The sequence below is a fragment of the Nocardioides cavernae genome, assembly GCF_016907475.1.
Classification (GTDB): Bacteria; Actinomycetota; Actinomycetes; order Propionibacteriales; family Nocardioidaceae; genus Nocardioides; species Nocardioides cavernae.
Map to the genome: position 1 here is coordinate 2,062,605 of NZ_JAFBCA010000001.1, position 22,879 is coordinate 2,085,483.

General features: G+C 72.5%; 23 protein-coding genes. 18 read left to right on the forward strand and 5 right to left on the reverse strand.

The window, feature by feature from the left end; translation table 11 throughout:
- The first annotated feature begins 78 nt into the window (after positions 1 to 78).
- Genes JOD65_RS09625 through JOD65_RS09635 form a run of 3 tightly spaced genes read left to right on the forward strand, consistent with a single transcriptional unit; the run spans position 79 to position 2,785 of the window.
- A complete protein-coding gene (locus tag JOD65_RS09625; RefSeq protein WP_191196513.1) occupies positions 79 to 675 on the forward strand; it encodes an acyltransferase in 597 nt (198 codons plus the stop codon).
- Entirely contained in the window at positions 672 to 1,775 is a 1,104-nt protein-coding gene (locus JOD65_RS09630; RefSeq protein WP_191196514.1) for a DegT/DnrJ/EryC1/StrS family aminotransferase, read from the forward strand. The genes JOD65_RS09625 and JOD65_RS09630 overlap by 4 nt, the downstream gene beginning before the upstream one ends.
- A complete protein-coding gene (locus JOD65_RS09635; protein WP_191196515.1) occupies positions 1,775 to 2,785 on the forward strand; it encodes a Gfo/Idh/MocA family protein in 1,011 nt (336 codons plus the stop codon). The genes JOD65_RS09630 and JOD65_RS09635 overlap by 1 nt, the downstream gene beginning before the upstream one ends.
- On the opposite strand, the gene JOD65_RS09640 is transcribed toward JOD65_RS09635, so the two are convergent.
- Positions 2,775 to 3,884, reverse strand: coding sequence for a UDP-N-acetylglucosamine 2-epimerase (locus JOD65_RS09640; RefSeq protein ID WP_204811065.1), 1,110 nt, complete (start codon positions 3,882 to 3,884; stop codon positions 2,775 to 2,777). The two genes, JOD65_RS09635 and JOD65_RS09640, sit on opposite strands and share 11 nt — an antisense overlap.
- Positions 3,885 to 4,036: 152 nt before the next feature.
- Between JOD65_RS09640 and JOD65_RS09645 the strand changes: the two genes are divergently transcribed.
- From JOD65_RS09645 to proB, 11 genes are all read left to right on the forward strand, one after another.
- Entirely contained in the window at positions 4,037 to 4,999 is a 963-nt protein-coding gene (locus JOD65_RS09645) for a glycosyltransferase family 2 protein (protein ID WP_191196516.1), read from the forward strand.
- Positions 4,996 to 6,252: a polysaccharide biosynthesis protein gene (locus tag JOD65_RS09650; protein WP_191196517.1), complete on the forward strand. Its 1,257-nt coding sequence runs from the start codon at positions 4,996 to 4,998 to the stop codon at positions 6,250 to 6,252. The genes JOD65_RS09645 and JOD65_RS09650 overlap by 4 nt, the downstream gene beginning before the upstream one ends.
- Positions 6,253 to 6,261: 9 nt before the next feature.
- Complete coding sequence (locus tag JOD65_RS09655) at positions 6,262 to 7,005, forward strand: glycosyltransferase family 2 protein (protein ID WP_191196518.1); 744 nt, start codon at positions 6,262 to 6,264, stop codon at positions 7,003 to 7,005.
- On the forward strand, positions 7,005 to 7,439 hold the full coding sequence (locus JOD65_RS09660) for a DUF2304 domain-containing protein (protein ID WP_191196519.1): 435 nt from the start codon (positions 7,005 to 7,007) through the stop codon (positions 7,437 to 7,439). Before JOD65_RS09655 ends, JOD65_RS09660 begins: the two co-directional genes overlap by 1 nt.
- A 37-nt stretch (positions 7,440 to 7,476) precedes the next feature.
- Positions 7,477 to 8,202, forward strand: a complete 726-nt coding sequence (locus JOD65_RS09665; RefSeq protein WP_191196520.1) for a class I SAM-dependent methyltransferase — start codon at positions 7,477 to 7,479, stop codon at positions 8,200 to 8,202.
- 44 nt (positions 8,203 to 8,246) lie between these two features.
- The gene (locus JOD65_RS09670; RefSeq protein WP_372440107.1) at positions 8,247 to 8,924 is read left to right on the forward strand and encodes a TIGR03936 family radical SAM-associated protein; all 678 of its coding nucleotides are present in this window, start codon (positions 8,247 to 8,249) and stop codon (positions 8,922 to 8,924) included.
- Between the two features lie 321 nt (positions 8,925 to 9,245).
- On the forward strand, positions 9,246 to 12,596 hold the full coding sequence (locus JOD65_RS09675; RefSeq protein WP_191196522.1) for an Rne/Rng family ribonuclease: 3,351 nt from the start codon (positions 9,246 to 9,248) through the stop codon (positions 12,594 to 12,596).
- Positions 12,597 to 12,787: 191 nt separating this feature from the next.
- Positions 12,788 to 13,087: a 50S ribosomal protein L21 gene (gene rplU, locus JOD65_RS09680; RefSeq protein ID WP_056908626.1), complete on the forward strand. Its 300-nt coding sequence runs from the start codon at positions 12,788 to 12,790 to the stop codon at positions 13,085 to 13,087.
- 49 nt (positions 13,088 to 13,136) lie between these two features.
- Positions 13,137 to 13,391, forward strand: a complete 255-nt coding sequence (gene rpmA, locus JOD65_RS09685; protein WP_135840891.1) for a 50S ribosomal protein L27 — start codon at positions 13,137 to 13,139, stop codon at positions 13,389 to 13,391.
- A 96-nt stretch (positions 13,392 to 13,487) separates the two neighbouring features.
- On the forward strand, positions 13,488 to 15,053 hold the full coding sequence (gene obgE / locus JOD65_RS09690; RefSeq protein ID WP_191196523.1) for a GTPase ObgE: 1,566 nt from the start codon (positions 13,488 to 13,490) through the stop codon (positions 15,051 to 15,053).
- Entirely contained in the window at positions 15,043 to 16,164 is a 1,122-nt protein-coding gene (proB, locus tag JOD65_RS09695) for a glutamate 5-kinase (protein ID WP_191196524.1), read from the forward strand. Before obgE ends, proB begins: the two co-directional genes overlap by 11 nt.
- A gap of 10 nt (positions 16,165 to 16,174) precedes the next feature.
- On the opposite strand, the gene JOD65_RS09700 is transcribed toward proB, so the two are convergent.
- Both JOD65_RS09700 and JOD65_RS09705 read right to left on the reverse strand, forming a co-directional pair.
- Positions 16,175 to 16,492, reverse strand: a complete 318-nt coding sequence (locus JOD65_RS09700; protein WP_204811067.1) for a MazG nucleotide pyrophosphohydrolase domain-containing protein — start codon at positions 16,490 to 16,492, stop codon at positions 16,175 to 16,177.
- Positions 16,493 to 16,516: 24 nt separating this feature from the next.
- Positions 16,517 to 16,993, reverse strand: coding sequence for an HIT family protein (locus tag JOD65_RS09705; RefSeq protein WP_191196525.1), 477 nt, complete (start codon positions 16,991 to 16,993; stop codon positions 16,517 to 16,519).
- 23 nt (positions 16,994 to 17,016) lie between these two features.
- Here JOD65_RS09705 and JOD65_RS09710 point away from each other — a divergent pair, with 23 nt between their 5' ends.
- Entirely contained in the window at positions 17,017 to 17,661 is a 645-nt protein-coding gene (locus tag JOD65_RS09710; protein ID WP_191196526.1) for a nucleotidyltransferase domain-containing protein, read from the forward strand.
- Between the two features lie 4 nt (positions 17,662 to 17,665).
- Here JOD65_RS09710 and JOD65_RS09715 read toward each other — a convergent pair whose 3' ends face one another.
- Positions 17,666 to 18,910 (reverse strand): hypothetical protein, encoded by a 1,245-nt coding sequence (locus tag JOD65_RS09715; protein ID WP_191196527.1) that lies wholly within the window; start codon positions 18,908 to 18,910, stop codon positions 17,666 to 17,668.
- A 73-nt stretch (positions 18,911 to 18,983) separates the two neighbouring features.
- Here JOD65_RS09715 and JOD65_RS09720 point away from each other — a divergent pair, with 73 nt between their 5' ends.
- From JOD65_RS09720 to JOD65_RS09730, 3 genes are read left to right on the forward strand one after another with little or no spacing between them, the layout of a single operon-like run.
- Positions 18,984 to 20,165, forward strand: coding sequence for a cysteine desulfurase family protein (locus JOD65_RS09720; RefSeq protein WP_191196528.1), 1,182 nt, complete (start codon positions 18,984 to 18,986; stop codon positions 20,163 to 20,165).
- Positions 20,166 to 20,182: 17 nt separating this feature from the next.
- Positions 20,183 to 21,286 carry a tRNA 2-thiouridine(34) synthase MnmA gene (mnmA, locus tag JOD65_RS09725; protein ID WP_191196529.1) on the forward strand — a complete coding sequence of 368 codons (1,104 nt, stop codon included), beginning with the start codon at positions 20,183 to 20,185 and terminating at the stop codon, positions 21,284 to 21,286.
- Positions 21,283 to 22,272, forward strand: coding sequence for a uroporphyrinogen decarboxylase/cobalamine-independent methonine synthase family protein (locus tag JOD65_RS09730; RefSeq protein WP_307821058.1), 990 nt, complete (start codon positions 21,283 to 21,285; stop codon positions 22,270 to 22,272). Before mnmA ends, JOD65_RS09730 begins: the two co-directional genes overlap by 4 nt.
- Here JOD65_RS09730 and JOD65_RS09735 read toward each other — a convergent pair.
- Complete coding sequence (locus JOD65_RS09735) at positions 22,238 to 22,879, reverse strand: alpha/beta hydrolase (protein ID WP_307821059.1); 642 nt, start codon at positions 22,877 to 22,879, stop codon at positions 22,238 to 22,240. The two genes, JOD65_RS09730 and JOD65_RS09735, sit on opposite strands and share 35 nt — an antisense overlap.

Below are 22,879 nucleotides of genomic sequence, written 5' to 3' on the forward strand. Positions count from 1 at the left end.
GCTCGACCGGTTCGGCGAGCGCCCGCCGGTGCAACTAGGCTCGCCGGGCCCCGGCAACGTGTTGATGGAGAGGTGCCCATGTCCTACCGAGCTGTGGAGTCGGCAGAGGTCTCGCCCGACGCGACGATCGGCGACGGCTCGAGCCTGTGGCACCTCTGCCAGGTGCGCGAGCAGGCCGTCCTCGGCAAGAACTGCGTCATCGGTCGCGGCGCCTACATCGGCACCGGCGTCCGGATGGGCGACAGCTGCAAGGTGCAGAACTACGCGCTCGTCTACGAGCCGGGCGTGCTGGGCGAGGGCGTCTTCATCGGGCCGGCCGTCGTCCTCACCAACGACACCTACCCGCGCGCCGTCAACCCCGACCTCACACTGAAGTCGGCCGACGACTGGGAGGCCGTCGGGGTGACCATCGAGGACGGCGCGTCCGTCGGTGCGCGCTCGGTCTGCGTGGCCCCGCTCCGGATCGGCGCCTGGGCGCTGGTCGCCGCCGGTTCGGTCGTGACCCGCGACGTGCCGGCGTACGCCCTCGTGGCCGGCGTCCCCGCCCGCCAGATCGGCTGGGTCTCCCGCACCGGGACCCGGCTCGAGGAACGGCCCGACGGCTCGCTGGTCGACACCGGCACCGGCGCCGTCCACGACGTCATCGACGGACAACTCAAGGAGAGAGAAGAGTGACGCAGCCAGAGTTCATCCCCCCGGCCAAGCCGATCATCGGCGAGGAGGAGCGCAGGGCGGTCGACGCCGTGCTGGCCTCCGGCATGGTGGCGCAGGGGCCGGAGGTGGCTGCCTTCGAGCAGGAGTTCGGCGACCAGCTGGTCGACGGTCGCACCTGCGTGGCCGTCAACTCCGGCACGTCCGGCCTGCACCTCGGTCTGCTCGCCGCTGGCATCGGCCAGGGTGACGAGGTCATCGTCCCGTCGTTCACGTTCGCCGCCACCGCCAACTCCGTCGCCCTCACCGGCGCCACCCCGGTGTTCGTCGACATCGAGCCGACGAACTTCTGCCTCGACCCGCGCGCGGTCGAGGCTGCGATCACCGAGCGCACCCGGGCCATCATGCCCGTCCACCTCTTCGGCCACCCCGCCGACATGACCGCGCTCGGCGAGATCGCCGAGCGGCACGGCGTGATGCTTTTCGAGGACGCAGCCCAGGCCCATGGCGCGACCTGGAACGGCGCCTCGGTCGGCAGCTTCGGCACGTTCGCGATGTTCTCCCTCTACCCGACCAAGAACATGACCTCCGGCGAGGGTGGCATGGTCGCGTGCGCCGACGACGAGACCGTCCGCCGCGTCAAGCTGCTGCGCAACCAGGGCATGGAGCGCCAGTACGCCAACGAGCTCATCGGCCTCAACAACCGGATGACCGACATCCACGCCGCCATCGGTCGGGTGCAGCTGACCAAGATCGGCGCCTGGACCGCGACCCGTCAGCACAACGCCGCCTTCCTCGACGCCCACCTCGAGAACGTCGTCGTACCCCCGGTCGCGGAGGCGGCGACGCACGTCTATCACCAGTACACGATCCGCGTCACCGAGGACCGCGACGAGGTCGTCCGCCGCCTCCGCGAGGAGTTTCAGGTCGGCTCGGGCGTCTACTACCCGATACCGAACCACCGGCTGGAGTCGCTGGAGCAGTACGCCCCGGGGCTGGACCTGCCCGAGACCGAGCGGGCCGCGGCCGAGGTGATCTCGCTGCCGGTGCACCCCTCGCTCGACCAGTCCCACCTCGACCGGATCGTCGACGCCGTCAACACCGTCGTGAAGGCGGGTGCGTGATGTCGCAGACGACCGCACCGACCAGGACGCTGCGCACCGGTGTCATCGGGCTCGGCTCGATGGGACGCCACCACGCCCGCGTGATCCGCTCGACCCCCGGCATGGAGCTCGTCGCCGTCGCCGATCCTGTCGGTGACAAGTTCGGCGTGGCCGGGGACCTCCCGGTCCTGCCCGACGTCGACGCCCTCATCGGAGCCGGCCTCGACGCAGCCGTGGTGGCCGTGCCGACCATCCACCACGAGGACGTCGCGCTCGCCCTGGCCGCGGCCGGTGTCGCGACGATGGTCGAGAAGCCGATCGCCCACTCCGTGGAGGCGGGCGAGCGGGTCGGTGCCGCCTTCGAGCAGGCCGGCGTCGTCGGTTGCGTGGGCTACGTCGAGCGCTGCAACCCGGCCGTCATCGCGATGCGTGAGCGGATCCAGCAGGGGTTGCTGGGGGAGATCTACCAGATCACCACCTCGCGGCAGGGACCGTTCCCGCCGCGCATCACCGACGTCGGTGTGGTCCAGGACCTTGCCACCCACGACTTCGACCTGACCCCGTGGATCGCCGGTGCGCCGTACGTCCGCCTGACCGCCCACACCCAGCACCGATCCGGCCGTGACAGGGAGGACATGGTGGTCGCCACCGGCCGCCTCGCCAACGGCGTCATCGTCAACCACCTGGTCAACTGGCTCTCCCCGCGCAAGGAGCGCCAGTGCATCGCCACCGGCGAGCGGGGTGCGCTCGTCGCCGACACGCTCACCGGCGACCTGACGTTCTACGCCAACGGCACGTTCGAGAACGACTGGGACGCCGTGGCGACCTTCCGTGGCGTCAACGAGGGCGACGTGACGCGCTTCGCCATCCAGAAGCGGGAGCCGCTCGCCGTCGAGCAGGCCCACTTCCGCGAGGCCGTCCTCGGCGGGGACGCCGCAGGCATCGTGCCGATGAGCGAGGGCGTGCAGACGCTCCGCGTCGTCGAGGCGTGCCTGCGCTCGGCCGGCGAGGGGCGCGAGATCACGCTGTGACGTGACCGGCGCGCTCCAGCTCCGCGACGATCACCTCGGTGGGGTGGAACTCGTCGAGGAGCGAGGGGCGCGCCCTGTCGCGCCACGTGCGCAGGAAGTCACGCAGGACCTGCATGTCGAGCCCGGTCAGCACCAGGTTGTCACCGATGCCCTGCTGCGACTCGACCGCCTCGCGGTGGATGGCGGCGGGTTTGCCGAGGATCCCGCACTCCTGCTGGAGCCCGCCGGAGTCGGTGACGACGAAGCTCGCGCGCGCCAGGAGCGGCATGAAGCGCGCGTAGGGCTGCTTGTCCACGACGCGGAACCGGTCACCGAACAGGTGGCCCAGGCCGAGCTCTTCGATCCGGTTGCGCTCGGTGTTCCCGGCCGGCATGACGAGCGGCATGGTGGCGCTGGCCTCATGCAGCACTTCGAGGGTCTGGGTGAAGACCGGGCCGTTGCGCAGCATCTCGAACCGGTGCAGGGTCACCAGCCCGAACTCAGCGGGCAGATCGATGGCCGGGGCGTCGCCGTCGATGGCCAGTCGCAGCGCGTCGATGACCGTGTTGGCGCCGGTGTCGACGATCGACCCCCTGGCCCGCTCGCGGCGCAGGTGCTCCACCTCGTGCTGCGTGGGGGCGAAGTGCAGGTTGGCGATCTTCGCCACGACCCGGCGGTTCAGCTCCTCGGGCATCGGGTGCCAGATGTTGCCGGTCCGCATGCCGGCCTCGACGTGCGCGACGTCGGCCCCCAGGAAGCGGCCCACCAGCGCGCCCAGCACGGTGCTGAACGTGTCGCCGTGCACCACGACGAGCGGGCGCCCGCCACCCGCGTCCAGCCGGCGACGCAGCGCACGGCGGCGGCGTACGACGCTCCAGGCGATGCGCAGAGCCCAGGCCGGGACCTGGGTCACCTTCACCACGTCGCGGTGGTGCCACGGCGGCACCAGGTCTACGGCCGCATCGGGCAGCCGCAGGTCCGAGAGCGTGGCCGGCATGCCGCCGACGTGGAACGCCGTGTTCCAGAACTCGACGGGCTCGCCGCGCTCCTCGAGGGCCCTGATGACCGGCGCCAGCTTGATGATCTCGGCGGTCGTCCCGGCAATGAAGGCGATCGTCACTGGCTCTCCCGTGCTCGTCGAAGCGTTGCAGTATCGTCTGCTCGCGGATCGGGACGAGCGACGAAAGGGAGTCCATCTCCATGCAGGACACCCCTCACGCCTCCACCGCAGGAGTACCCGTTTCGGAGCACCGTGCACGGCTGGGCGTGGTGATGCCAGCCTACAACGAGGGACGGTGGGTCGAGCGCGCCCTCGCCGCCCTGTCGGAGGCCGCTGGTCGCGCCGACTGGCCGCTCGACGTGGTCGTCGTCGATGACGGCAGCACCGACGCCGAGAGCCTGGCGGTGCTCGCCGAGGTCGCCGAGCGATCGGACGTCCGCGTGCTCCGCCAGAGCAACGCCGGGCGCTTCGCCGCGCGCTCCGCGGGGCTCGACGTCGTCACCACCGAAGTCGTCCTTCTCCTCGACGCCCGGGTCGAGGTCCACCCGGAGTCGCTCGCCCGCATCCGTGCGGCCGTGGGCCGGGGCGACGAGGTCTGGAACTACGACGTAGTGCCCGGCTCCCGCGACCTGAGAGCCCTGTTCTGGACCGGCATCACCAAGGTCTGGTGGCGTGACTACTTCCGTAGGCGTAAGGCCGTGGCTTTCGGCCTCGACGACTTCGACCGCTACCCCAAGGGCACCGGTGCGTTCCTGGCGCCGACCGCCCTGCTGCGCCGGGCGGCGGACGGCTTCGACTCCCACTTCGGGGACAGCTCCCTGGCCTCCGACGACACCCGCCTCCTGCGCGCCGTCGCGGGGGAGCAGGACATCCACCTCTCGCCCGACGTCCTGTGCACCCACCACGCCAAGACCGGCCGAGGGTCGTGGTCACGGCAGTGCTTCTACCGTGGCACGACGTTCGTCGACGGCTACCTCGCCGATCCGTCCGCGGCCCGCGGGCTGCTGGTGGGCGTCGTCGGGGCGATCACGGTCGGTGGGCTCGCGGCAGCGGCGCGGCCCCGCACCACGGCGGGCGCCGGGGTGTTGGCGTGCGTCGCGGCCGGCGCCCTGGCCGGCTCGTGCGGCGCGACCGGGCGGGAGTCGGTGGCCGTGGGCGCGCTGAGCCCGGCCTTCGGCGTCTGCTTCGGTGCTGGGGTGCTGCGCGGGCTGCGCATGGCCGCGAGCGCCGCGTGACGCATGCGCGGCGCCAGCTCGGCCTGGTCTCCGTCTCCTTCTTCGCCGCCAGCGGGCTGGGCCTGCTCCTGCTCATCGTGGTGGCGCGGTGGCTGACCCCGACGGAGAACTTGCACTTCCAGGCGGTCTGGGCGCTGATCTTCACCTTCGCGAGCGTGCTCGGCTCCGTGGAGCAGGAGGTCGCGAGGCAGTCCACTACGGCGACGCTGGAGGGACGACGTACGCCGGTGGGTGCCGCCCAGGCCGTCGGACTGGCCGCGATGGCCAGCTTCGTGCTCCTCGCGGGTGTCCTGGCGACGCCGTCTGGGCGCGAGGTCGTGCACGGTTCGCTGTCAGTCCTGCTCCTCACCCTGGCCTCGCTGGCCAACTTCTCGATGCTGATCCTGGCCCGTGGTGTGCTCCTAGGTGCGCACGCGCTCCGCGGGTACGCCGCTCTCTTGGTCGGCGAGGCGCTGGCGCGGGTGGCCATCATCGCCGGGCTGGTGCTGCTCGACGTGGAGGCTGCCGTCGAGTGGGCGGTCCTCGCCACCGTGGCCGGGTCGCTGGTCTGGGTGGGAGCCCTCGGTCGGCTCGCGCGCGCTGTGGACTGGACGGGCCCGCGTGACGAGTGGCGCGTGGTGGCCGGCCCGGTCGCGGCCCTCGGCATCGCCAACGGCCTCTCCGCCCTGGTGCTCACCGGCTTCCCCGCCGTCACCGTGGCCATCCTGGGCAAGTCGCCCGACCTGGCGGTCCTCATCGCGGTCATCACCCTCTCGCGCGCGCCACTCGCACTGATGGCGCCCGTGCAGGCGCTCACGGTGCCCACCGTGGTCCGGTGGAGCCGCAGCGGGGACACCCACCACCTCACCAGGGCGCTGGAGTACATCGCCGGAGGCACCGCCGCCGCCGCGCTCCTCGGCGCCGCCGTGGGCTACGCCATCGGTCCGTGGGCGGTGGCCTTGGTGCTGGGTGCCGACTACCGCCCGACTCCGGTCATGGCCGCGCTGGTCGCCGCTGCGACCTGCGTGATGGCCGGGGCTCTGCTCCAGGCAGCGGCCCTGGTCGCGCTGCGGCGCTACTGGACGGCCACGACCTGCTGGGCCGCTGCGATCGCATCCGCCGCCCTCGTGATGATCGCGACTCCTTGGGGCGCGGAAGGGCGTGGACTGGGCGGGTTCACGGTCGCCTCACTGGTGGCGTTCGTCGCCACCGCGGTCGCCGTCCGCCGGACGGTGGCCACCGCCGAGGGCCGGGATGGGCGGCATCCCCATTAGGGTTCCCCCATGCCCGAACGCCCCGGTCCACGCATCCTGGTGGTCATTCCCGCATGGAACGAGGCCGGTGCCATCGCAGGCACCATCGCCGAGGTAAGGGCCTGCCAGCCCGACGTGGACATCCTGGTCGTGGACGACGGGTCCGGCGACGGTTCGGCGGACGTGGCACGGGCGGCCGGCGCTCAGGTCGCGAGGCTGCCCTTCAACCTGGGCGTGGGTGGGGCGATGCGCACGGGCTACCGCTACGCGATGCGGGAGGACTACGACGTCGTCGTCCAGATCGACGCGGACGGCCAGCACGACCCGAGCTACCTCCCCCAGCTCCTCGCCGGGCTCGACAGCGCCGACGTCGTCATCGGAGCCAGGTTCGCAGGTGAGGGGAACTACGCCGCACGCGGTCCGCGGCGGTGGGCCATGCGCATGCTGGCATCTGTACTCTCGCGGCTCGCCGGCACCCACCTCACCGACGTGACCAGTGGCTTCCGCGTCGCCAACCGTCGTGCGGTCAGGGTCTTTGCCGACCACTACCCGGCTGAGTACCTGGGCGACACCGTCGAGTCGCTCGTGATCGCCCTGCGCGTGGGATGCACCGTGTCCCAGCGTCCCGTCCACATGCGCCCGCGGACCGTCGGGACGGCCAGCCAGTCCCCGCTGCGCGCCGCGACGTACCTGGTGCGCGCCGTCGTCGCCCTCGGGCTCGCCCTGGTGCGCCGATGGCCGGCCGCCACCGAGACCCTCGGTCAGGAGAAGTGATGAGTCCCGTCCTGACGCTTGGCGTGGTGGGCGCGGTTGCCACCCTGGTCGTGCTCTTCGAGATGCTGCGGCGCCAGCGCCTGCGGGAGAAGCACGCGCTCATCTGGGTCGTGGTGGCGTTCAGCACCGTGCTCCTGGTGGTGTTCCCCGGCCTGTTGACCCGGGCCGCCGACCTCCTGGGTGTCCAGGTCCCCGCCAACCTGCTGTTCTTCGTGGCCAGCATGCTGCTGCTCCTGCTCAGCATCCAGTTCAGCTACGAGATCGGCCGGCTCGAGGATCGCACCCGCACCCTGGCGGAGGAGGTCGCCCTGCTGACGCTGCGGATCGACCAGATGACGGACACCGACCGCCCCACGAGTGACGGCGCCGACGCCGACGGGGACGACCTGGGCGGAGACGTCGAGCGACCGGAGGGTCGTCCTCGTCATGAGTAGACTCAGCCGCCACCATCCACCGGGAGGGGGCGATCCTGTGTTTGACGAGAAGAACTACTGGCGTCAGCGCCACGACGACCACAACGGCGCGTTGAAGGCCGTGGGCATCGACACCGTGACCGAGCGGGGCAACCAGCTGGCCTACCAGCTCCTTGCCGATCAGTACGGGCGGTTGCTCGACCGCCTCGCGCTGCCTGCCGGCGCCCGGGCACTCGACGCCGGCGCCGGCGTCGGTGCCTTCACACGGGTGCTGCACGAGCGTGGCTTCGACGTGACGGCTCTCGACATCTCCCAGACGGCGCTGGACGGCATCGACCTGCCCATCGCCAAGGTCTGCTCCCCGATCGCGGCCGCGGACCTCCCTGATCGTTCATTCGATTACGTGCACTCGTTCGACGTCCTCTACCACGTGATGTCGGACGCCGAGTGGGCCGCGTCCCTTGAGGCACTCTGCCGGTGGTCCTCCCGCTACGTCGTGCTGCACGAGCGGTTCCTGCGCCTGCCGCAGTGGATGCCGTCGAAGATCATGAAGATGCGACCGAGGCAGCAGACCATCGGCATCCTCGAGCGCCAAGGCCTCCGACAGGTCGACGAGATGCCGACGTACTTCCTGAGCAAGCAGCTGCTCACCTACCGCGTGGCCGGCAAGCGGCCCGACGCCTTCTACAAGCTCGATGCCTGGGCGCTCGGGCGACACTCGGAGTCCGCGTGGGTCCGTGCGGTGGCCTCGCACCGCGTGAAGGTCTTCGAGCGCCAGAGGTGAAGCAGCAACCCGAACAGCAGGCTCCACCGGTCCAACGACTCCGCGTGCGCTATGCCAAGCGGGGTCGCATGCGCTTCACCAGCCACCGCGACTTCAGCCGCGCCTTCGAGCGTGCGGTGTTCCGGGCACGGGTGCCCATGGCCTACTCCTCAGGCTTCAACCCGCACCCGCGCATCTCCTACGCCGGTGCGGCCCCGACGGGGTCGGCGAGCGAGGCGGAGTACCTCGAGCTGGCCCTCGCCGAGGTCGTCGTGGCGGCCGACGTCCACGCGATGCTCGACGAGGCGCTGCCGCCCGGACTGGACGTCCTCGAGGTCGTCGAGTCGCCCGGCGGGTCGTTGGCCGACCTGCTCGAGGCCAGCCGCTGGCGGATCGGGCTGACCGCCGACCACGCTGCGGTCGCGGACGCCGTGATGCGGTTCCTCGCGGCCGACGAGGTGCTCGTGGAGCGGATGACCAAGAAGGGGATGCGCGAGTTCGACGCTCGCGGTGCCGTCCTGTCGCTGGTGGTCGACCCGGCCGCCGGTGCCGCGCCCGGACGTACGTCGATGGACGTGGTGCTGCGGCACGGGACCCCGGCTGTGCGCCCCGACGACGTCCTGCGCGGGCTCGAGGCGGTGGCTGGCCTGCCGATGGACCAGGCGCCGCTGATGACGCGGCTGGCCCAGGGCCCCCTGCTCGGATCGGACCAGGTCGGCGACCCGCTGGCGGATCGCGCATAGCGCCACGCGGGTCGCTGTGTGCGATACTCGCCACGTTCGACGCCCTGACCACCGTCGGGATCCGTCGAGCCGACGACGTTCTCGCCGGCCGCACCAGCGGTCGGCACCCCGGGTGGGTGGACGTCACCGGACCGCGACGCGGCCACATGAGTCGGTGACAGCGACTCGGTGGCCCGGCGACCGCGGCGGGTGGCGCACCGGCTGCCCGGAGACGCACCCGCGGAGGGGGTCGCCGCCACAGAAGCTTTGCGTCCCCGCCGATCGTCCTGCGAGAGGGGCGGACGCCGTACCGGCACCGTCACGGTGCCCGAGGAGCACCACATGCTCAGTGATGACCAGAACGACCAGCCCGAGCGCACCGAGTCGGAGGCGGGCCAGCCCACCGAGGCCGCTGCGCCTGCCACGCCCGTCGTGACCCGTCGTACGCGCAAGGCGCCTGCCAAGAAGTCGGCCGCCGCGCCCGCCCCGTCCGCTGGGGACTCGCCGGCCGGTGCCGCTCCGGAAGCCGGCGACACCGACGCCCCGGTCGTGCAGAAGACCACCTCGCGACGAGCGCCCGCCAAGAAGGCGCCGGCACGCAAGACCGCCGCGAAGAAGACCGTCGCGACCCCCGAGCCCGACGCTGCCGCCGCGCAGGCCGAGGCCGACCCGGCCGACGAGGCCCCCGCGCCCCCCAGGAAGGCGGCTGCCAGGAAGTCGGCCGCCAAGGCGCCGGCCAAGAAGACCGCGGCCAAGCGCACCGCCAAGAAGGCCGCACCCGCGCCCGAGCAGGCCGCCGCCGCCGCTGACGCTGAGGAGACCGCCGAGGCAGCCGGGACCGCTGAGGCCTCCGACGCCGCCACCGGTCACGCCGTGCTGTTCCAGGCGCCCGTCGTCACCACGACGACCCGCCGCACGCGCAAGAAGGCCGTGCCCGCCCCGGTCGAGACGGTCGACGCGACGGAGTCCACCGAGGCCGCCGAGGCCCCCGCGTCCACCGAGGTTCCCGAGGCCACCGAGACTGCGGCCCCGGCGAAGAAGTCGGCCGCGAAGAAGTCGGCTGCAAGGAAGTCCACGGCTGACAGGCCGGCCAGGAAGCGGTCCGGCAAGAAGGCCGTCGCCGCCGAGGACGCGCCCGTCGTCGACGAGGACGAGGAAGCCGTCGCAGCCCTCGCGGAGGCCGAGGCCACCGAGGACGCAGAGGGCACCGAGACCAGCACGGAGTCCGCCGCGGAGTCCGAGGACGAGTCGTCCTCCGAGTCCGCTGACGACACCGAGGGTGACGGCGAGGGTGGCGCCGGTCGTCGTCGTCGCCGCCGCGGCGGCCGCCGTCGCCGCAAGGGTGGCGAGGGTGACGGTGAGGGTGCGGCCGAGTCCGGCTCCGCCGACACGGCCGACGACTCCACCGAAGGCACGGCGGGACCCGCCTCGGCTGACGGCGACTCCGACGCGACCGACGGCACCGGCGAGGGCACCTCGCGCCGACGCCGCCGTCGTCGCCGCGCCGGCGACGAGGGCTCCTCCGACGACGCCGAGCCGAACACCGTGACCCGGGTCCGCAAGACCCGCTCGGCCGAGGACCAGATCACCGCGGTCGCGGGCTCCACCCGGCTCGAGGCGAAGAAGCAGCGCCGCCGCGAGGGCCGCGAGGCCGGTCGTCGTCGTGCGCCGATCGTGAGCGAGGCCGAGTTCCTCGCCCGCCGCGAGTCGGTGGAGCGGGTCATGGTGATCCGCCAGCGCAAGGACCTCATCCAGATCGGCGTGCTCGAGGACAAGGTCCTCGTCGAGCACTACGTCGCCCGCGAGTCCCAGACCTCGCTCATCGGCAACGTCTACCTCGGCCGCGTCCAGAACGTGCTCCCGTCGATGGAGGCCGCCTTCATCGACATCGGCAAGGGCCGCAACGCGGTCCTGTACGCCGGCGAGGTCAACTGGCAGTCGCTCGGCCACAAGGAGGGTCAGCCCCGCAAGATCGAGTCGGTGCTCTCGAGCGGCCAGATGATCCTCGTGCAGGTCACCAAGGACCCGATCGGTCACAAGGGCGCCCGCCTGACCAGCCAGGTCAGCCTCGCCGGTCGCTTCCTCGTCTACGTCCCGGACGGCACCACCTCCGGCATCTCGCGCAAGCTTCCCGACACCGAGCGCAGCCGCCTCAAGACCCTCCTGAAGGAGATCGTCCCCGACACCGCCGGCGTCATCGTGCGCACCGCGGCCGAGGGCGCCAGCGAGGACGAGCTGACGCGTGACGTCGAGCGCCTCAAGGCCCGCTGGGAGGACATTGAGAAGAAGGCGACCCACAAGGGTTCCGGCCCCCAGCTGCTCTACGGGGAGCCCGACCTGACCCTGAAGGTCGTGCGTGACCTGTTCACCGAGGACTTCGCCAAGCTCGTCATCGAGGGTGACGACGCCTGGGACACCGTCCACGGCTACGTCGAGTCGGTTGCCCCGGACCTCGCCGAGCGCCTCGAGAGGTTCGAGCGCGGTGCGACCGGCGGCGACGTGTTCGCGACGTACCGGATCGACGAGCAGATCCACAAGGGACTGGACCGCAAGGTCTGGCTGCCGTCGGGCGGCTCGCTGATCATCGACCGCACCGAGGCGATGACCGTCGTCGACGTCAACACCGGCAAGTTCACCGGGTCCGGGGGCAACCTCGAGGAGACGGTCACCAAGAACAACCTCGAGGCCGCCGAGGAGATCGTGCGCCAGCTCCGGCTGCGCGACATCGGCGGCATCATCGTGGTCGACTTCATCGACATGGTGCTCGAGTCCAACCGCGACCTCGTGGTCCGGCGGCTCGTCGAGTGCCTGGGTCGCGACCGCACCCGCCACCAGGTCGCCGAGGTGACCTCGCTCGGCCTGGTGCAGATGACCCGCAAGCGGATCGGCACCGGCCTGGTCGAGGCGTTCAGCGAGAACTGCGAGGCCTGCCACGGCCGTGGCGTGGTCATCAAGGACCAGCCCGTGGACCCGGACGCCCGCTCCGACGACGGAGAGGGTCGCCGCAGCAACCGGCGCCGCGGTCGTCGCGGTGCGGGCAACGACGACTCCGGCAACGACACCGGCGGCGACAACGCGGGCGGCAGCGCCGACGCGAAGACCAGCGAGCCGCACCACGCCCACTCGTCCGCGCCGTCGCCCAAGGACGTCGCCGCGATGGCGCGCCACGAGCGCACGGTCGAGGAGGCGTCGTCGGACGCCTCCGACGTGTCGGGCGAGCAGCCGGGCGACGCCCGGCCGGTGGAGACGACCGAACCGGCTGCGGAGAAGGTCGCCGAGGCCCCGCGCGCCGAGGCGCCGCGTGCCGAGGTGCCGCCGGTTCAGGCACCGCCCGTCGACGCAGCTCCGGCGGCCAGCAGCGACCCGGCGGTCGAGCCGGCTGACGAGAAGGCTGACGAGAAGGCTGTCGAGGCACCGCCGGCCGAGCCCGAGAAGCCGAAGGTGGTGACGCGGACGCGTCGCCGGTCCGCGAGCCGTCCCGCCGGTCCGCCGTCGGGCGTGGGCGGCTCCACCACGCCGACCACCCTGACCACGCCGACCACGCCGACCACGCCGATGGGCGAGGCCGCTCCTGCGTCCGACGCGACCGACGGTGGCCGGGACACCCAGCCCGACCCGTCCTCGGGCGGTCCCGGCGAGGCGCCGGTGGTCGAGCACGTCCCGATCAAGAAGAAGGGCTCGCGCAAGCGATGAGGCCCGGGAGGAGGGTGGCCGACCTCGTTTTGCCCGGTCGGCACCCGATCCCGTAGTCTTGACCCTCGGTGTTCGACACACCATCCCTGCGCGCCCGCCACGCGGCGTACTCGCCCGAAGTTCCAGGCGGTGTCGTGCGCAGACCCCCAGTTCCTGAGACCAGTAGTTCGTATCGAGGAGAGTGACTCGCCGTGTACGCAGTCGTGCGCAGTGGCAGCAAGCAGCAGAAGGTTGCCGTGGGCGACGTCATCGAGATCGACGCGATGGCTGCCGCCGGTGACACCCTCACCCTTCCTGTGGTGATGGTCGTCGACGGTGACAAGGTCACCGCGACCGGCCTCGACAAGGCGAGCGTGACCGTCGAGGTCACCGGCCGCACCAAGGGTCCGAAGATCATCATCCAGAAGTACAAGAACAAGACCGGCTACAAGAAGCGCCAGGGTCACCGCCAGAAGTACACCCAGGTCAAGGTCACCGACATCTCCCTCTGAGCGCCGGCTCGAGGTCGACCACCAACTCTTCGTTCCAAAGGACTGAACAATGGCTCACAAGAAGGGTGCTGCGAGCACCAAGAACGGCCGTGACTCCAACTCCCAGCGCCTCGGCGTGAAGCGGTTCGGCGGCCAGGTCGTCGGCGCCGGCGAGATCATCGTGCGCCAGCGTGGCACCCACTTCCACCCGGGCACCGGTGTGGGCCGTGGCGGCGACGACACCCTGTTCGCCCTGCAGGCCGGCGCCGTCGAGTTCGGCACCCGCCGCGGCCGCAAGGTCGTCAACATCGTCCCCGGCGAGTGACGTCACCGCGACACTGAGCACTTCTGCGAAGGGCGTCCCTGTCTGGGGGCGCCCTTCGTGCTTTCACCCCCCGCTCCACACCTGACAGGAACCCCCATGGCCATCCCCACGTTCGTCGACCAGGTCACGCTGCACCTCGCGGCCGGACGAGGTGGCAACGGCGTGGCCTCGGTCAAGCGGGAGAAGTTCAAGCCGCTCGGCGGTCCCGACGGCGGCAACGGCGGTCAAGGCGGATCGATCATCCTCCAGGTCGACACGAGCGTCACGACCCTCGTCGACTACCACCACAGCCCGAAGCGCCGCGCCGACAACGGTGGCCAGGGCGCCGGGGACCACAAGAACGGCGGCAACGGCAAGGACCTGGTCCTGACCGTCCCCGACGGCACGCTCGTGAAGGCCGAGGACGGCACCGCGCTGGCCGACCTCGTCGGCCACGGGACGACGCTGATCATCGCCGCCGGCGGCCGCGGCGGCCTCGGCAACGCCGCCCTCGCCTCCTCCAAGCGCAAGGCCCCCGGGTTTGCCCTGCTGGGCGAGCCCGGCGACGAGTTCGTCGTACGCCTCGAGCTCAAGGTCGTGGCCGACATCGGCCTGGTCGGCTTCCCGAGCGCCGGCAAGTCGTCGCTGATCGCCGCGATCTCGCGGGCCCGGCCCAAGATCGCCGACTACCCGTTCACCACCCTCATCCCCAACCTCGGCGTGGTCACCGCCGGCGAGACGACCTTCGTGGTCGCCGACGTGCCCGGCCTGATCGAGGGTGCCGCCGAGGGCCGTGGCCTCGGCCACGACTTCCTGCGCCACATCGAGCGCTGCGCCGCGCTGGTCCACGTCGTCGACACGGCCTCCATCGAGCCGGGCCGCAACCCGCTCGACGACCTCGAGGTCATCGAGGGCGAGCTGGCCCGCTACGGCGGCCTCGAGGACCGGCCGCGGTTGGTCGCGCTCAACAAGGTCGACGTCCCGGACGGCCAGGACATCGCCGACATGGTGGTCGAGGAGCTGCGCGGTCGCGGACTGCGTGTGTTCGAGGTCAGCGCCGCCTCCGGCGCCGGCCTGCGCGAGCTCACCTTCGCCATGGCCGAGATCGTCGTCGCGTCCCGCGAGGTCGCGCCCGCGGACGAGCCCGAGCGGATCGTGCTCCGGCCGAAGGCGGTCGACAGCGGCGACGACTTCGACGTCGTCGCCACCGACGACGGGTGGCGGGTGCGCGGCACCAAGCCCGAACGCTGGGTGCGGCAGACCGATTTCAGCAACGAGGAGGCCGTGGGCTTCCTCGCCGACCGCCTCAACCGGCTCGGCGTCGAGGTCAAGCTCGCGAAGATGGGTGCCCAGGAGGGCGACACCGTCCTCATTGGCGCCGACGACAACTCGGTCGTCTTCGACTTCAAGCCCAGCGTCGAGGCCGGTGCGGAGATGCTCGGCCGTCGTGGTGAGGACGAGCGGCTGCGCGAGGCCCGTCCCGCCCGCGACCGCCGCCGCGAGATCGCGGAGGGGATGGAGACCAAGGCCGACGAGGAGGCCCGCGCCGACGTCGCCCGCCGCCTCGACGAGGAGCGCAGGAAGAAGGGTCCCAACCGCAGCTCCGGCAGCTCCGGCGTGGGCCCGATGGCCTACGAGATCGGCAGCAAGGACGACCCCGACTGGGACGGCAGTGACGACTGACCGCTCGACCCTGGTCGACGGTGCCCGCCGCATCGTCGTCAAGGTCGGCTCGTCGTCGCTGACCACCGCTGCAGGCGGCATCGACCCGGCCCGCGTACGCCAGCTGGTGGAGGTGCTGGCCGCCGCTCGCGGTGCCGGCGCAGAGGTCGTCCTGGTCTCGAGCGGTGCCATCGCCGCCGGCCTGGCCCCGCTCGGGCTGACGAAGCGGCCGCGCGGCCTCGCCGCGCAGCAGGCGGCCGCGTCCGTGGGGCAGGGTTTGTTGGCGCACCGCTACCAGGAGGAGTTCGCCCGGCACGGGATCGTCACGGGTCAGGTGCTCCTCACCGTCGACGACGTCACCCGGCGCGCGCACTACCGCAACGCGCACCAGACCTTCGCCAAGCTGCTCGAGCTCGGGGTCGTGCCGATCGTGAACGAGAACGACACGGTCGCCACCTCCGAGATCCGCTTCGGCGACAACGACAGGCTGGCGGCGCTGGTGGCCCACCTCGTGCACGCCGACCTGCTGGTCCTGCTGTCCGACGTCGACGGGCTCTACGACGGCCCGCCATCACGGCCCGGCGCGCGGCTGGTGCCGGTCGTGCGGTCCGAGGAGGACCTGGCCGCGGTGACCGTCGGGTCGGCGGGCTCCGCCGGCGTCGGCACCGGTGGCATGACCACCAAGGTCGAGGCCGCCCGCATCGCGACCGGTGCCGGCATCGACGTCCTGCTGACCTCCGCCGAGCAGGCCGCTGCCGCGCTGGCCGGCGCCGAGGTCGGCACCCACTTCGAGGCGACCGGCAAGCGCCGCCCCACCCGTCTGCTGTGGCTGGCCCACGCCACGTCCGGGCAGGGGACGCTGTCGCTGGACAGCGGTGCCGTGCGTGCCGTCGTCGAGCGTCGTGCCTCGCTGCTCGCGGCCGGCGTGACCGCCGTCGACGGCGCCTTCGTCGCCGGTGATGCCGTCGACCTGCTCGACCCGGACGGCGCCGTGGTGGGCCGCGGGCTCGTCAACTTCGACGCCGACGAGCTGCCCGCCCTCCTCGGCCGCTCGACCAGCGAGCTCAAGGTGGCGCTCGGGGCGGCGTACGAGCGCGAGGTCATCCACCGCGACGACCTCGTCCTGCTCTAGCGTCCGGCGGTCAGTCCTCCGCCAGCACCTCGTCGAGCTCGTCCATCGTGCTCGCGAAGGCAGCGGCGAGGTCGACGTCGTAGGCGTCGGCGAGGGTGAGGACGCTCCACAGGCAGTCGGCGAGCTCGTGGGCCAGCGCCTCGTCGAGGTCCTCGCGCGGGCGCACGCCGGCCTTGCCCTGCACCAGCTTGGCGAGGTCGCCGACGTCGCCGAGGAAGCCGAGCATCACCTCCTCGGTCGTCCACGACCGGCCGTACGTCGACGCCTCGACCTCGGCGTACCTGCTCCGCACCGCGCGGGCCCGCTGCTGCATCTGCTCGAACTCCATGCGGTGATCCTGCCGCAACCGGGCTCAGTCGAAGGCGCGTGGCAGGTCGAGCACGGCGGCGAGCCTCTCGGCGTACGGGTCGCGCGCGCTCGGCGGCACCCACCGTCGCTCGGGATGGCGCTCGTAGAGCCGGTCGCCGTGGTGGCGCGGCAGGACGTGCACGTGGAGGTGCCACACGTCCTGGTCACCGGCCGGCTCGTTGTGCTGCCGCGTCGACACCCCGTCGCAGTCGTACGACGCCCGCATCGCCACCGCGAGCCGCTGGGTGAGGTCCCACACGGCGTGGCCGACCTCCGCGGGCAAGTCGTAGAGGTTCTCGTGGTGGACGCGCGGGACCACGAGGACACCGCCGGGGTTGTCCGGCCACCAGGTGGGGGAGACGCGGGCGAAGGCGTGCTCGGTGACGGCGACGACGTCCTCGGCCCGGTTGTGCTCGTTGTGGAGGCCTCGCTGGATCCGGCAGAACGGGCAGTCGTACCCCTCGGGCTCGTGTGTGTGCACGGGCGCGACGCTAGCCTGCGGGAATGCACTGGGAGCCCTCGGCGGAGGACCTCGCCGAAGAGGCCGCGTTCCGTCGGCTCTACGGCGAGTGGAAGGCGCTCGACCCGGCCGGACTGGCCGACTTCATGGCGACGTACGACGGCGAGTGGTGGGTCGTCGGTGGGTGGGCGATCGACGCCTTCACCGGACAGGCGCGGCGGCACGAGGACATCGACGCGGTGATCTGGCTGCGAGACCTGCCGCTCTTCCGGGCGATGGTGGGGGACCGACACCACATCTGGAGCGCCGGTGTCGGCGCGCTCCGGCCGGTGAACGACGACTTCCCCGGACCGCACGAGGGCTCGGGGCAGGTCTGGTTGCGCCACCACGCGCAGGCACCGTGGTTCCTCGACTGCCTGCTCGCCGAGGACCGCGACGGGCTGTGGGTGTCGCGCCGCGACCCCGACCACGTGGTGCCGCTGGCGGACGTGACATGGGCGGCGGACGACGGGATCCGCTACATGCGCCCGGAGGTGGTGCTGCACCACAAGGCCCGGCTCAACCGACCGAAGGACGATGCCGACCTCGCGGTGGCATGGCCGCTGCTCGGCGCGGCGGAGCAGGACTGGCTGCGCGAGGCCGTTCGCAAGGAGCGCGCGGACCACCCCTGGCTCGAGCGGATGGGCTGAGGCCTCACGCAGCGCGCGCCCAGGCGAGCGCCTGTGCACTCAGCTCCTTCGTCGAGAGCCCGAGCTCGCGGCGTACGACGTCCTCGGTCTGGGCCCAGGAGAAGAATCGGGCCGTGCGGAACGTGCGGACGAGGTCCCACAGCGCGGCCTCGCCCCTGGTGGTGGCGACGTAGTCGCATACCACCGCCGCCAGGTTGTAGCTGAGGGTCGGGTCGCCCGTGTAGAAGCTCCTGGTGGGTTCGAGCGTGCGCGCGGACGTGCCGCCGAGCTGGTAGGCGGCGATCCGACGGCGCGCGCCGACGGGCATGGTCGAGCGGGCGACGTACTCCGCGGCGCCCTCCATCAACCAGACGGGGGAGCGGTCGTCGGTCGCGCCCAGCGCGACGTGCGCCAGCTCGTGACGGAACACGAGGCCGCGGGAGAGGACGTCGCCGACGACGGTCGGGTTGACCGCGAACCGGTAGGCGGCCACCGGACCGCCGGGGCGCGCCAGCACGGGGAACGCCACGCCCGCAGTCCGGTCGACGGACATGCCGCTCATCTCGGCGATGGCGGTGGTGTCGGACGTGCCGTAGGCGACGTAGCGACCCGACCAGTCCGGGAAGTGGCGCTTGACGACCGCCGTGGCGTCGGCGAGGTCGGACATGACGTAGCCGGCGTGCTCGCTGGTGTCCTCGTCGAAGACCGCGAGGATGCCGCCCGCGCGGCGCACCTCGATGTGGGCGAGGTCCCAGGGGGCCGGGATCCAGCCGTTCACCACGTCGACCTGCTCGTCGCGGTCGCCGGCGAGCAGGACGTCGTCCTCGTGCACGAACGTCCACACCATCTTGTCGGTGACGGGGCGGCTGTCGAAGCCGCGCAGCCGCATCGTGAACTCGACAGGGAGCCGCAGCTCGCCGTCGTCGAAGTCGTCGGCGAGGGCGTCCTCGTCGCCGAGCTCGAAGGACACGTCGCCCACCGGCAGCCGGGCCAGGTTGTCGAACCAGCGGGCCTGGGTCGCGGAGAAGCCGAGCTCGTCGGGGTCGACGGTGGCGAGGAACGCCTCGCGGTCGCCGTCCGCCAGCGCCCGCTCGCGCTCGTCGAGGAGCGCGAGGGCCTGCTCGCGCAGCGACCCGTCCGTCCCTGCCGTCGCCGCGGACCGTCCCGGACCGTCGGGTGCCGGGGAGCCGTCGGGCGGCTGGCCGCCCGCCTGGCACGCGAGGGTCGGCAGCAGCAGGAGACAGGCGAGCCGGGCCCGGGATGCGCGCACGGGGGGAGCCTAGGTGTGAACGTGGCCACGCGGGGCGGGTTGACGGAGGTCGGCCCCGTAGGCTTGGCAGGTCATGAACCAGCCGCTCGTCTACCTCGACCACGCCGCGACCACGCCGATGCTGCCGGCCGCGATCGAGGCGATGACGCGCCAGCTCACCGGTGTGGGCAACGCGAGCTCGCTGCACGCCTCCGGCCGCGGTGCCAGACGGGTGGTCGAGGAGTCCCGCGAGACCATCGCCCGAGTGATCGGTGCCAGGCCGGGGGACGTCGTCTTCACCTCCGGAGGCACCGAGTCCGACAACCTCGCGCTCAAGGGGATCTTCTGGGCCCGCCGCGCCGAGGACCCCCGTCGCACCCGCGTCCTCTCGACCGCCATCGAGCACCACGCGGTCCTCGACCCGCTCCACTGGCTCGCCGTGAGCGACGGCGCCGACGTCGAGCTGCTGCCCGTGTCGCCGGAGGGCGTGCTCGACCTCGAGTCGCTGAGGGACTCGGTCGCCAGGGACCCGGAGTCGGTCGCGCTGATCTCGGTGATGTGGGCCAACAACGAGGTCGGCTCCCTGCAGCCGGTCGACGAGGTCGTCGCGATCGCCGCCGAGCACGGCATCCCCGTGCACACCGACGCGGTCCAGGCCCTCGGTCAGGTGCCGGTCGACTTCGCCGCCTCCGGCGTCGACGCGCTGACCTTCACCGGCCACAAGGTGGGCGGCCCCTACGGCGTGGGTGCGCTCGTCGTACGTCGGGACCTGGCCGTCAGCGCCCTGGTGCACGGCGGCGGGCAGGAGCGCGACATCCGCAGCGGCACGCTCGACGTGCCGGCCATCGCCAGCCTCGCGGCCGCCGTCGAGGAGTCGGTCAAGCACCAGCACGAGCACGCCGTGCGCGTCGCCGCCCTGCGCGACGACCTGGTGCGCCGCGTCGTCGAGGTCGTGCCCGACGCCCACCTGCACGGCGCGCCGGCGGGGCCCCAGCGGCTCCCGGGCAACGCCCACCTCGGCTTCCCGGGCTGCGAGGGCGACTCGCTGCTGATGCTGCTCGACGCCCGCGGCATCGAGTGCTCCACCGGGTCCGCCTGCTCCGCGGGCGTCCCGCAGCCCTCCCACGTCCTGCTCGCGATGGGCTGCGACGAGGACCAGGCGCGACACTCGCTCCGCTTCTCGCTGGGCCACAGCACCACGCCGAGCGACATCGACGCCCTCGTCGAGGCGATCGGCCCGGTCGTGGAGCGCGCCCGGGCCGCCAAGGCACGATGAGGGCGGTTGAGTCAGGGATGAGGGTCGTCGCCGCCATGTCCGGCGGGGTGGACTCGGCCGTGGCCGCCGCCCGCGCCGTCGAGGCCGGGCACGAGGTGACCGGGGTGCACCTCGCCCTGAGCCGCAACCCGGCGTCGTACCGCTCCGGGGCGCGCGGGTGCTGCACCATCGAGGACAGCAACGACGCACGCCGCGCGGCCGACGTCATCGGCATCCCGTTCTACGTGTGGGACCTGTCCGACCGCTTCCACGAGGACGTCGTGGAGGACTTCATGGACGAGTACGCCGCCGGGCGCACGCCCAACCCGTGCCTGCGGTGCAACGAGAAGATCAAGTTCGCCGCCGTGCTCGACCGCGCGCTCGCCCTGGGCTTCGACGCGGTCGCGACCGGGCACTACGCGCAGCTGCGCACCGGGGCCGACGGGCTGATCGAGATGCACCGCGCCACCGACCACGCCAAGGACCAGTCCTACGTCCTCGGCGTGCTCGACCAGGGGCAGCTGCGGCACTCGATGTTCCCCCTCGGTGACACCGACAAGCCGGCCATCCGTCGCGAGGCCGAGGCCCGCGGTCTGCTCGTGGCCGACAAGCCCGACTCCCACGACATCTGCTTCGTCGCCGACGGCGACAACGCCGGCTGGCTTCGCGAGAAGCTCGGCGACCGGGCGCCCAACCACGGCGGCGACATCGTCGACGCCACCACCGGCGAGACGGTCGGCAGCCACACCGGCACCTACGGCTTCACCATCGGCCAGCGCCGCGGCCTCCACCTCGGCGTGCCCGCCGCGGACGGCAAGCCGCGGTTCGTGCTCGACATCGAGCCGGTCAGCGGAACCGTCACGGTCGGGCCCCGCGAGCGCCTGGCCGTCGACCACGTCGCCGGCGTGCGCCCGCGCTGGTGCGGCACGGTCCCCGAGCGGGTCGAGGGCACCGTCCAGATGCGCGCCCACGGGGCGGAGCACCGGGCGGTCGTCGTCGTGTCCGGGGACCACGTCGAGATCGACCTCCTCGACCCGGCCGAGGGGATCGCACCCGGGCAGGCCGCGGTGATCTACGACGGCACCCGCGTCGTCGGCTCGGCGACCATCGAGTCGACCCGTCCCGTCGAGGTCCACGCGTGACGCGAGCCACGGGCGTGGGCTCGATGCCCGGCACCACCGACGCCGACCACGCCGAGGCGACCCGCCTGGTCCTGGGCGAGCTGCCCGACCTCCCGCACGTGCCCGAGCTCCCCGGCCGAGGCGTGACGGCCGCGATGACGGGTCGTGGGCTCGCGATCGTGTCCGGCCTCGGCGCGGACCTCCAGCCCGCCGGCTGGCGGCTGACCGACGCCAGCGGCGTCGACCACCGTCGCGCGCGGTCGCTGCTCGCCCAGGACCTCGACACCGTCGAGGAGCTGGCGCAGGACTACCAGGGCGCGTTCAAGACCCAGGTCGCCGGCCCGTGGACCCTGGCCGCCACGGTCGAGAAGCCGCGCGGCGACAAGGTGCTCGCCGACCACGGCGCCCGCCGCGAGCTCGCGCAGGCGCTCGCCGAAGGCGTCCGCACCCACCTCGCCGACCTGCGGCGACGCCTCCACGGCGTCGACCGCTGGATCGTGCAGGTCGACGAGCCGGTGCTGGCCGCGGTCGTCGCCGGCCAGGTGCCGACCGCCAGCGGGTTCGGCCGGCACCGCAGGGTCGACCTCCCCGAGGCCTCGGCGCACCTGGAGTGGGTCGTCGCGGCGATCGTCGATGCCGGCGGCGAGGCATGGGTGCACTCCTGCGCGCCGAAGACGCCGTGGTCGCTCGTCGCCGGGACGGGGGTGCACGGCCTGTCCGCCGACCTCGACATGCTCGGCCCGGCCGACCTCGACACGTTCGCGGAGGTGCTCGAGTCCGGCCGCACCACCGCCCTCGGCGTCGTACCGTCCACGGCGCCGGCCACCGAGGTCTCGGAGGCGCGGACCACCGAGCGGGTGCAGCGGTGGCTCGACATGCTCGGCCTCGACCCGGACGGCGTGGGGGAGCACCTGGTCGTCACGCCGACCTGCGGCCTCGCCGGTGCGTCGGCTGAGTGGGCGGGCCGGGCCGTCAGGCTCTCCGCGACGGTCGCCCGGAACCTCTGACCACCTCGAGCACCGACGCGAGCGCCACGTCGTGCCACTCCTGCGAGCCCGCGAGCATGTAGTGGCCGAGGCCGCCCATGTCGTGGAGCTCGGCGCTGCTCGCCACCGCGCGCGCACGATCGACGTAGCGACTGGTCTCGCGGAACGACGTGATGCGGTCCCGGCGCCCGTGGGCGGCCCGCAGGGCACGGCCCGCGAGGGAGGAGACGGGATCGTCCGCGGACCACCACGGCGCGAGCCCGACGACGCCGACGACCGACGAGTCGTCGGCAGCGTGGACCGCCACCCGGGCACCCATGGAGTGGCCGAGGAGCACCACCGGCACGTCGCCGTGGGCGGCCCGGATCTGGTCGAGGGCCCACCGGGCGTCGGCCACCGGGCCGGCGCCACCGTTCCACCCGCGCACCCGGTAGCGCGCGAGCCAGACGCCGACGCGGGCCTCGTGGGCCTGCGGCACGATCGCGCGCTGCAGCCACGCGGCCCGGCGCCAGGACGCGCTCGTCGAGCCGATGACCCGGTCCGACCGGGGCTTGCCCCCGTGGAGGACCAGGACCATCGCTCGCGGGTCGCCCGGGACGTCGTCGGTCGTCAGGAGGGGATCGGTCAC

What these genes read in the sequence shown, in the direction of transcription:
- mnmA (WP_191196529.1), top strand. Translation starts at nt 20,183, where the DNA reads ATGAGGGTCGTCGCCGCCATGTCCGGCGGGGTGGACTCGGCCGTGGCC.
- JOD65_RS09635 (WP_191196515.1), top strand. Translation starts at nt 1,775, where the DNA reads ATGTCGCAGACGACCGCACCGACCAGGACGCTGCGCACCGGTGTCATC.
- obgE (WP_191196523.1), top strand. Translation starts at nt 13,488, where the DNA reads ATGGCCATCCCCACGTTCGTCGACCAGGTCACGCTGCACCTCGCGGCC.
- JOD65_RS09645 (WP_191196516.1), top strand. Translation starts at nt 4,037, where the DNA reads ATGCCAGCCTACAACGAGGGACGGTGGGTCGAGCGCGCCCTCGCCGCC.
- JOD65_RS09710 (WP_191196526.1), top strand. Translation starts at nt 17,017, where the DNA reads ATGCACTGGGAGCCCTCGGCGGAGGACCTCGCCGAAGAGGCCGCGTTC.
- JOD65_RS09720 (WP_191196528.1), top strand. Translation starts at nt 18,984, where the DNA reads ATGAACCAGCCGCTCGTCTACCTCGACCACGCCGCGACCACGCCGATG.
- JOD65_RS09625 (WP_191196513.1), top strand. Translation starts at nt 79, where the DNA reads ATGTCCTACCGAGCTGTGGAGTCGGCAGAGGTCTCGCCCGACGCGACG.
- JOD65_RS09675 (WP_191196522.1), top strand. Translation starts at nt 9,246, where the DNA reads ATGCTCAGTGATGACCAGAACGACCAGCCCGAGCGCACCGAGTCGGAG.
- rpmA (WP_135840891.1), top strand. Translation starts at nt 13,137, where the DNA reads ATGGCTCACAAGAAGGGTGCTGCGAGCACCAAGAACGGCCGTGACTCC.
- JOD65_RS09655 (WP_191196518.1), top strand. Translation starts at nt 6,262, where the DNA reads ATGCCCGAACGCCCCGGTCCACGCATCCTGGTGGTCATTCCCGCATGG.
- JOD65_RS09660 (WP_191196519.1), top strand. Translation starts at nt 7,005, where the DNA reads ATGAGTCCCGTCCTGACGCTTGGCGTGGTGGGCGCGGTTGCCACCCTG.
- JOD65_RS09700 (WP_204811067.1), bottom strand. Translation starts at nt 16,492, where the DNA reads ATGGAGTTCGAGCAGATGCAGCAGCGGGCCCGCGCGGTGCGGAGCAGG.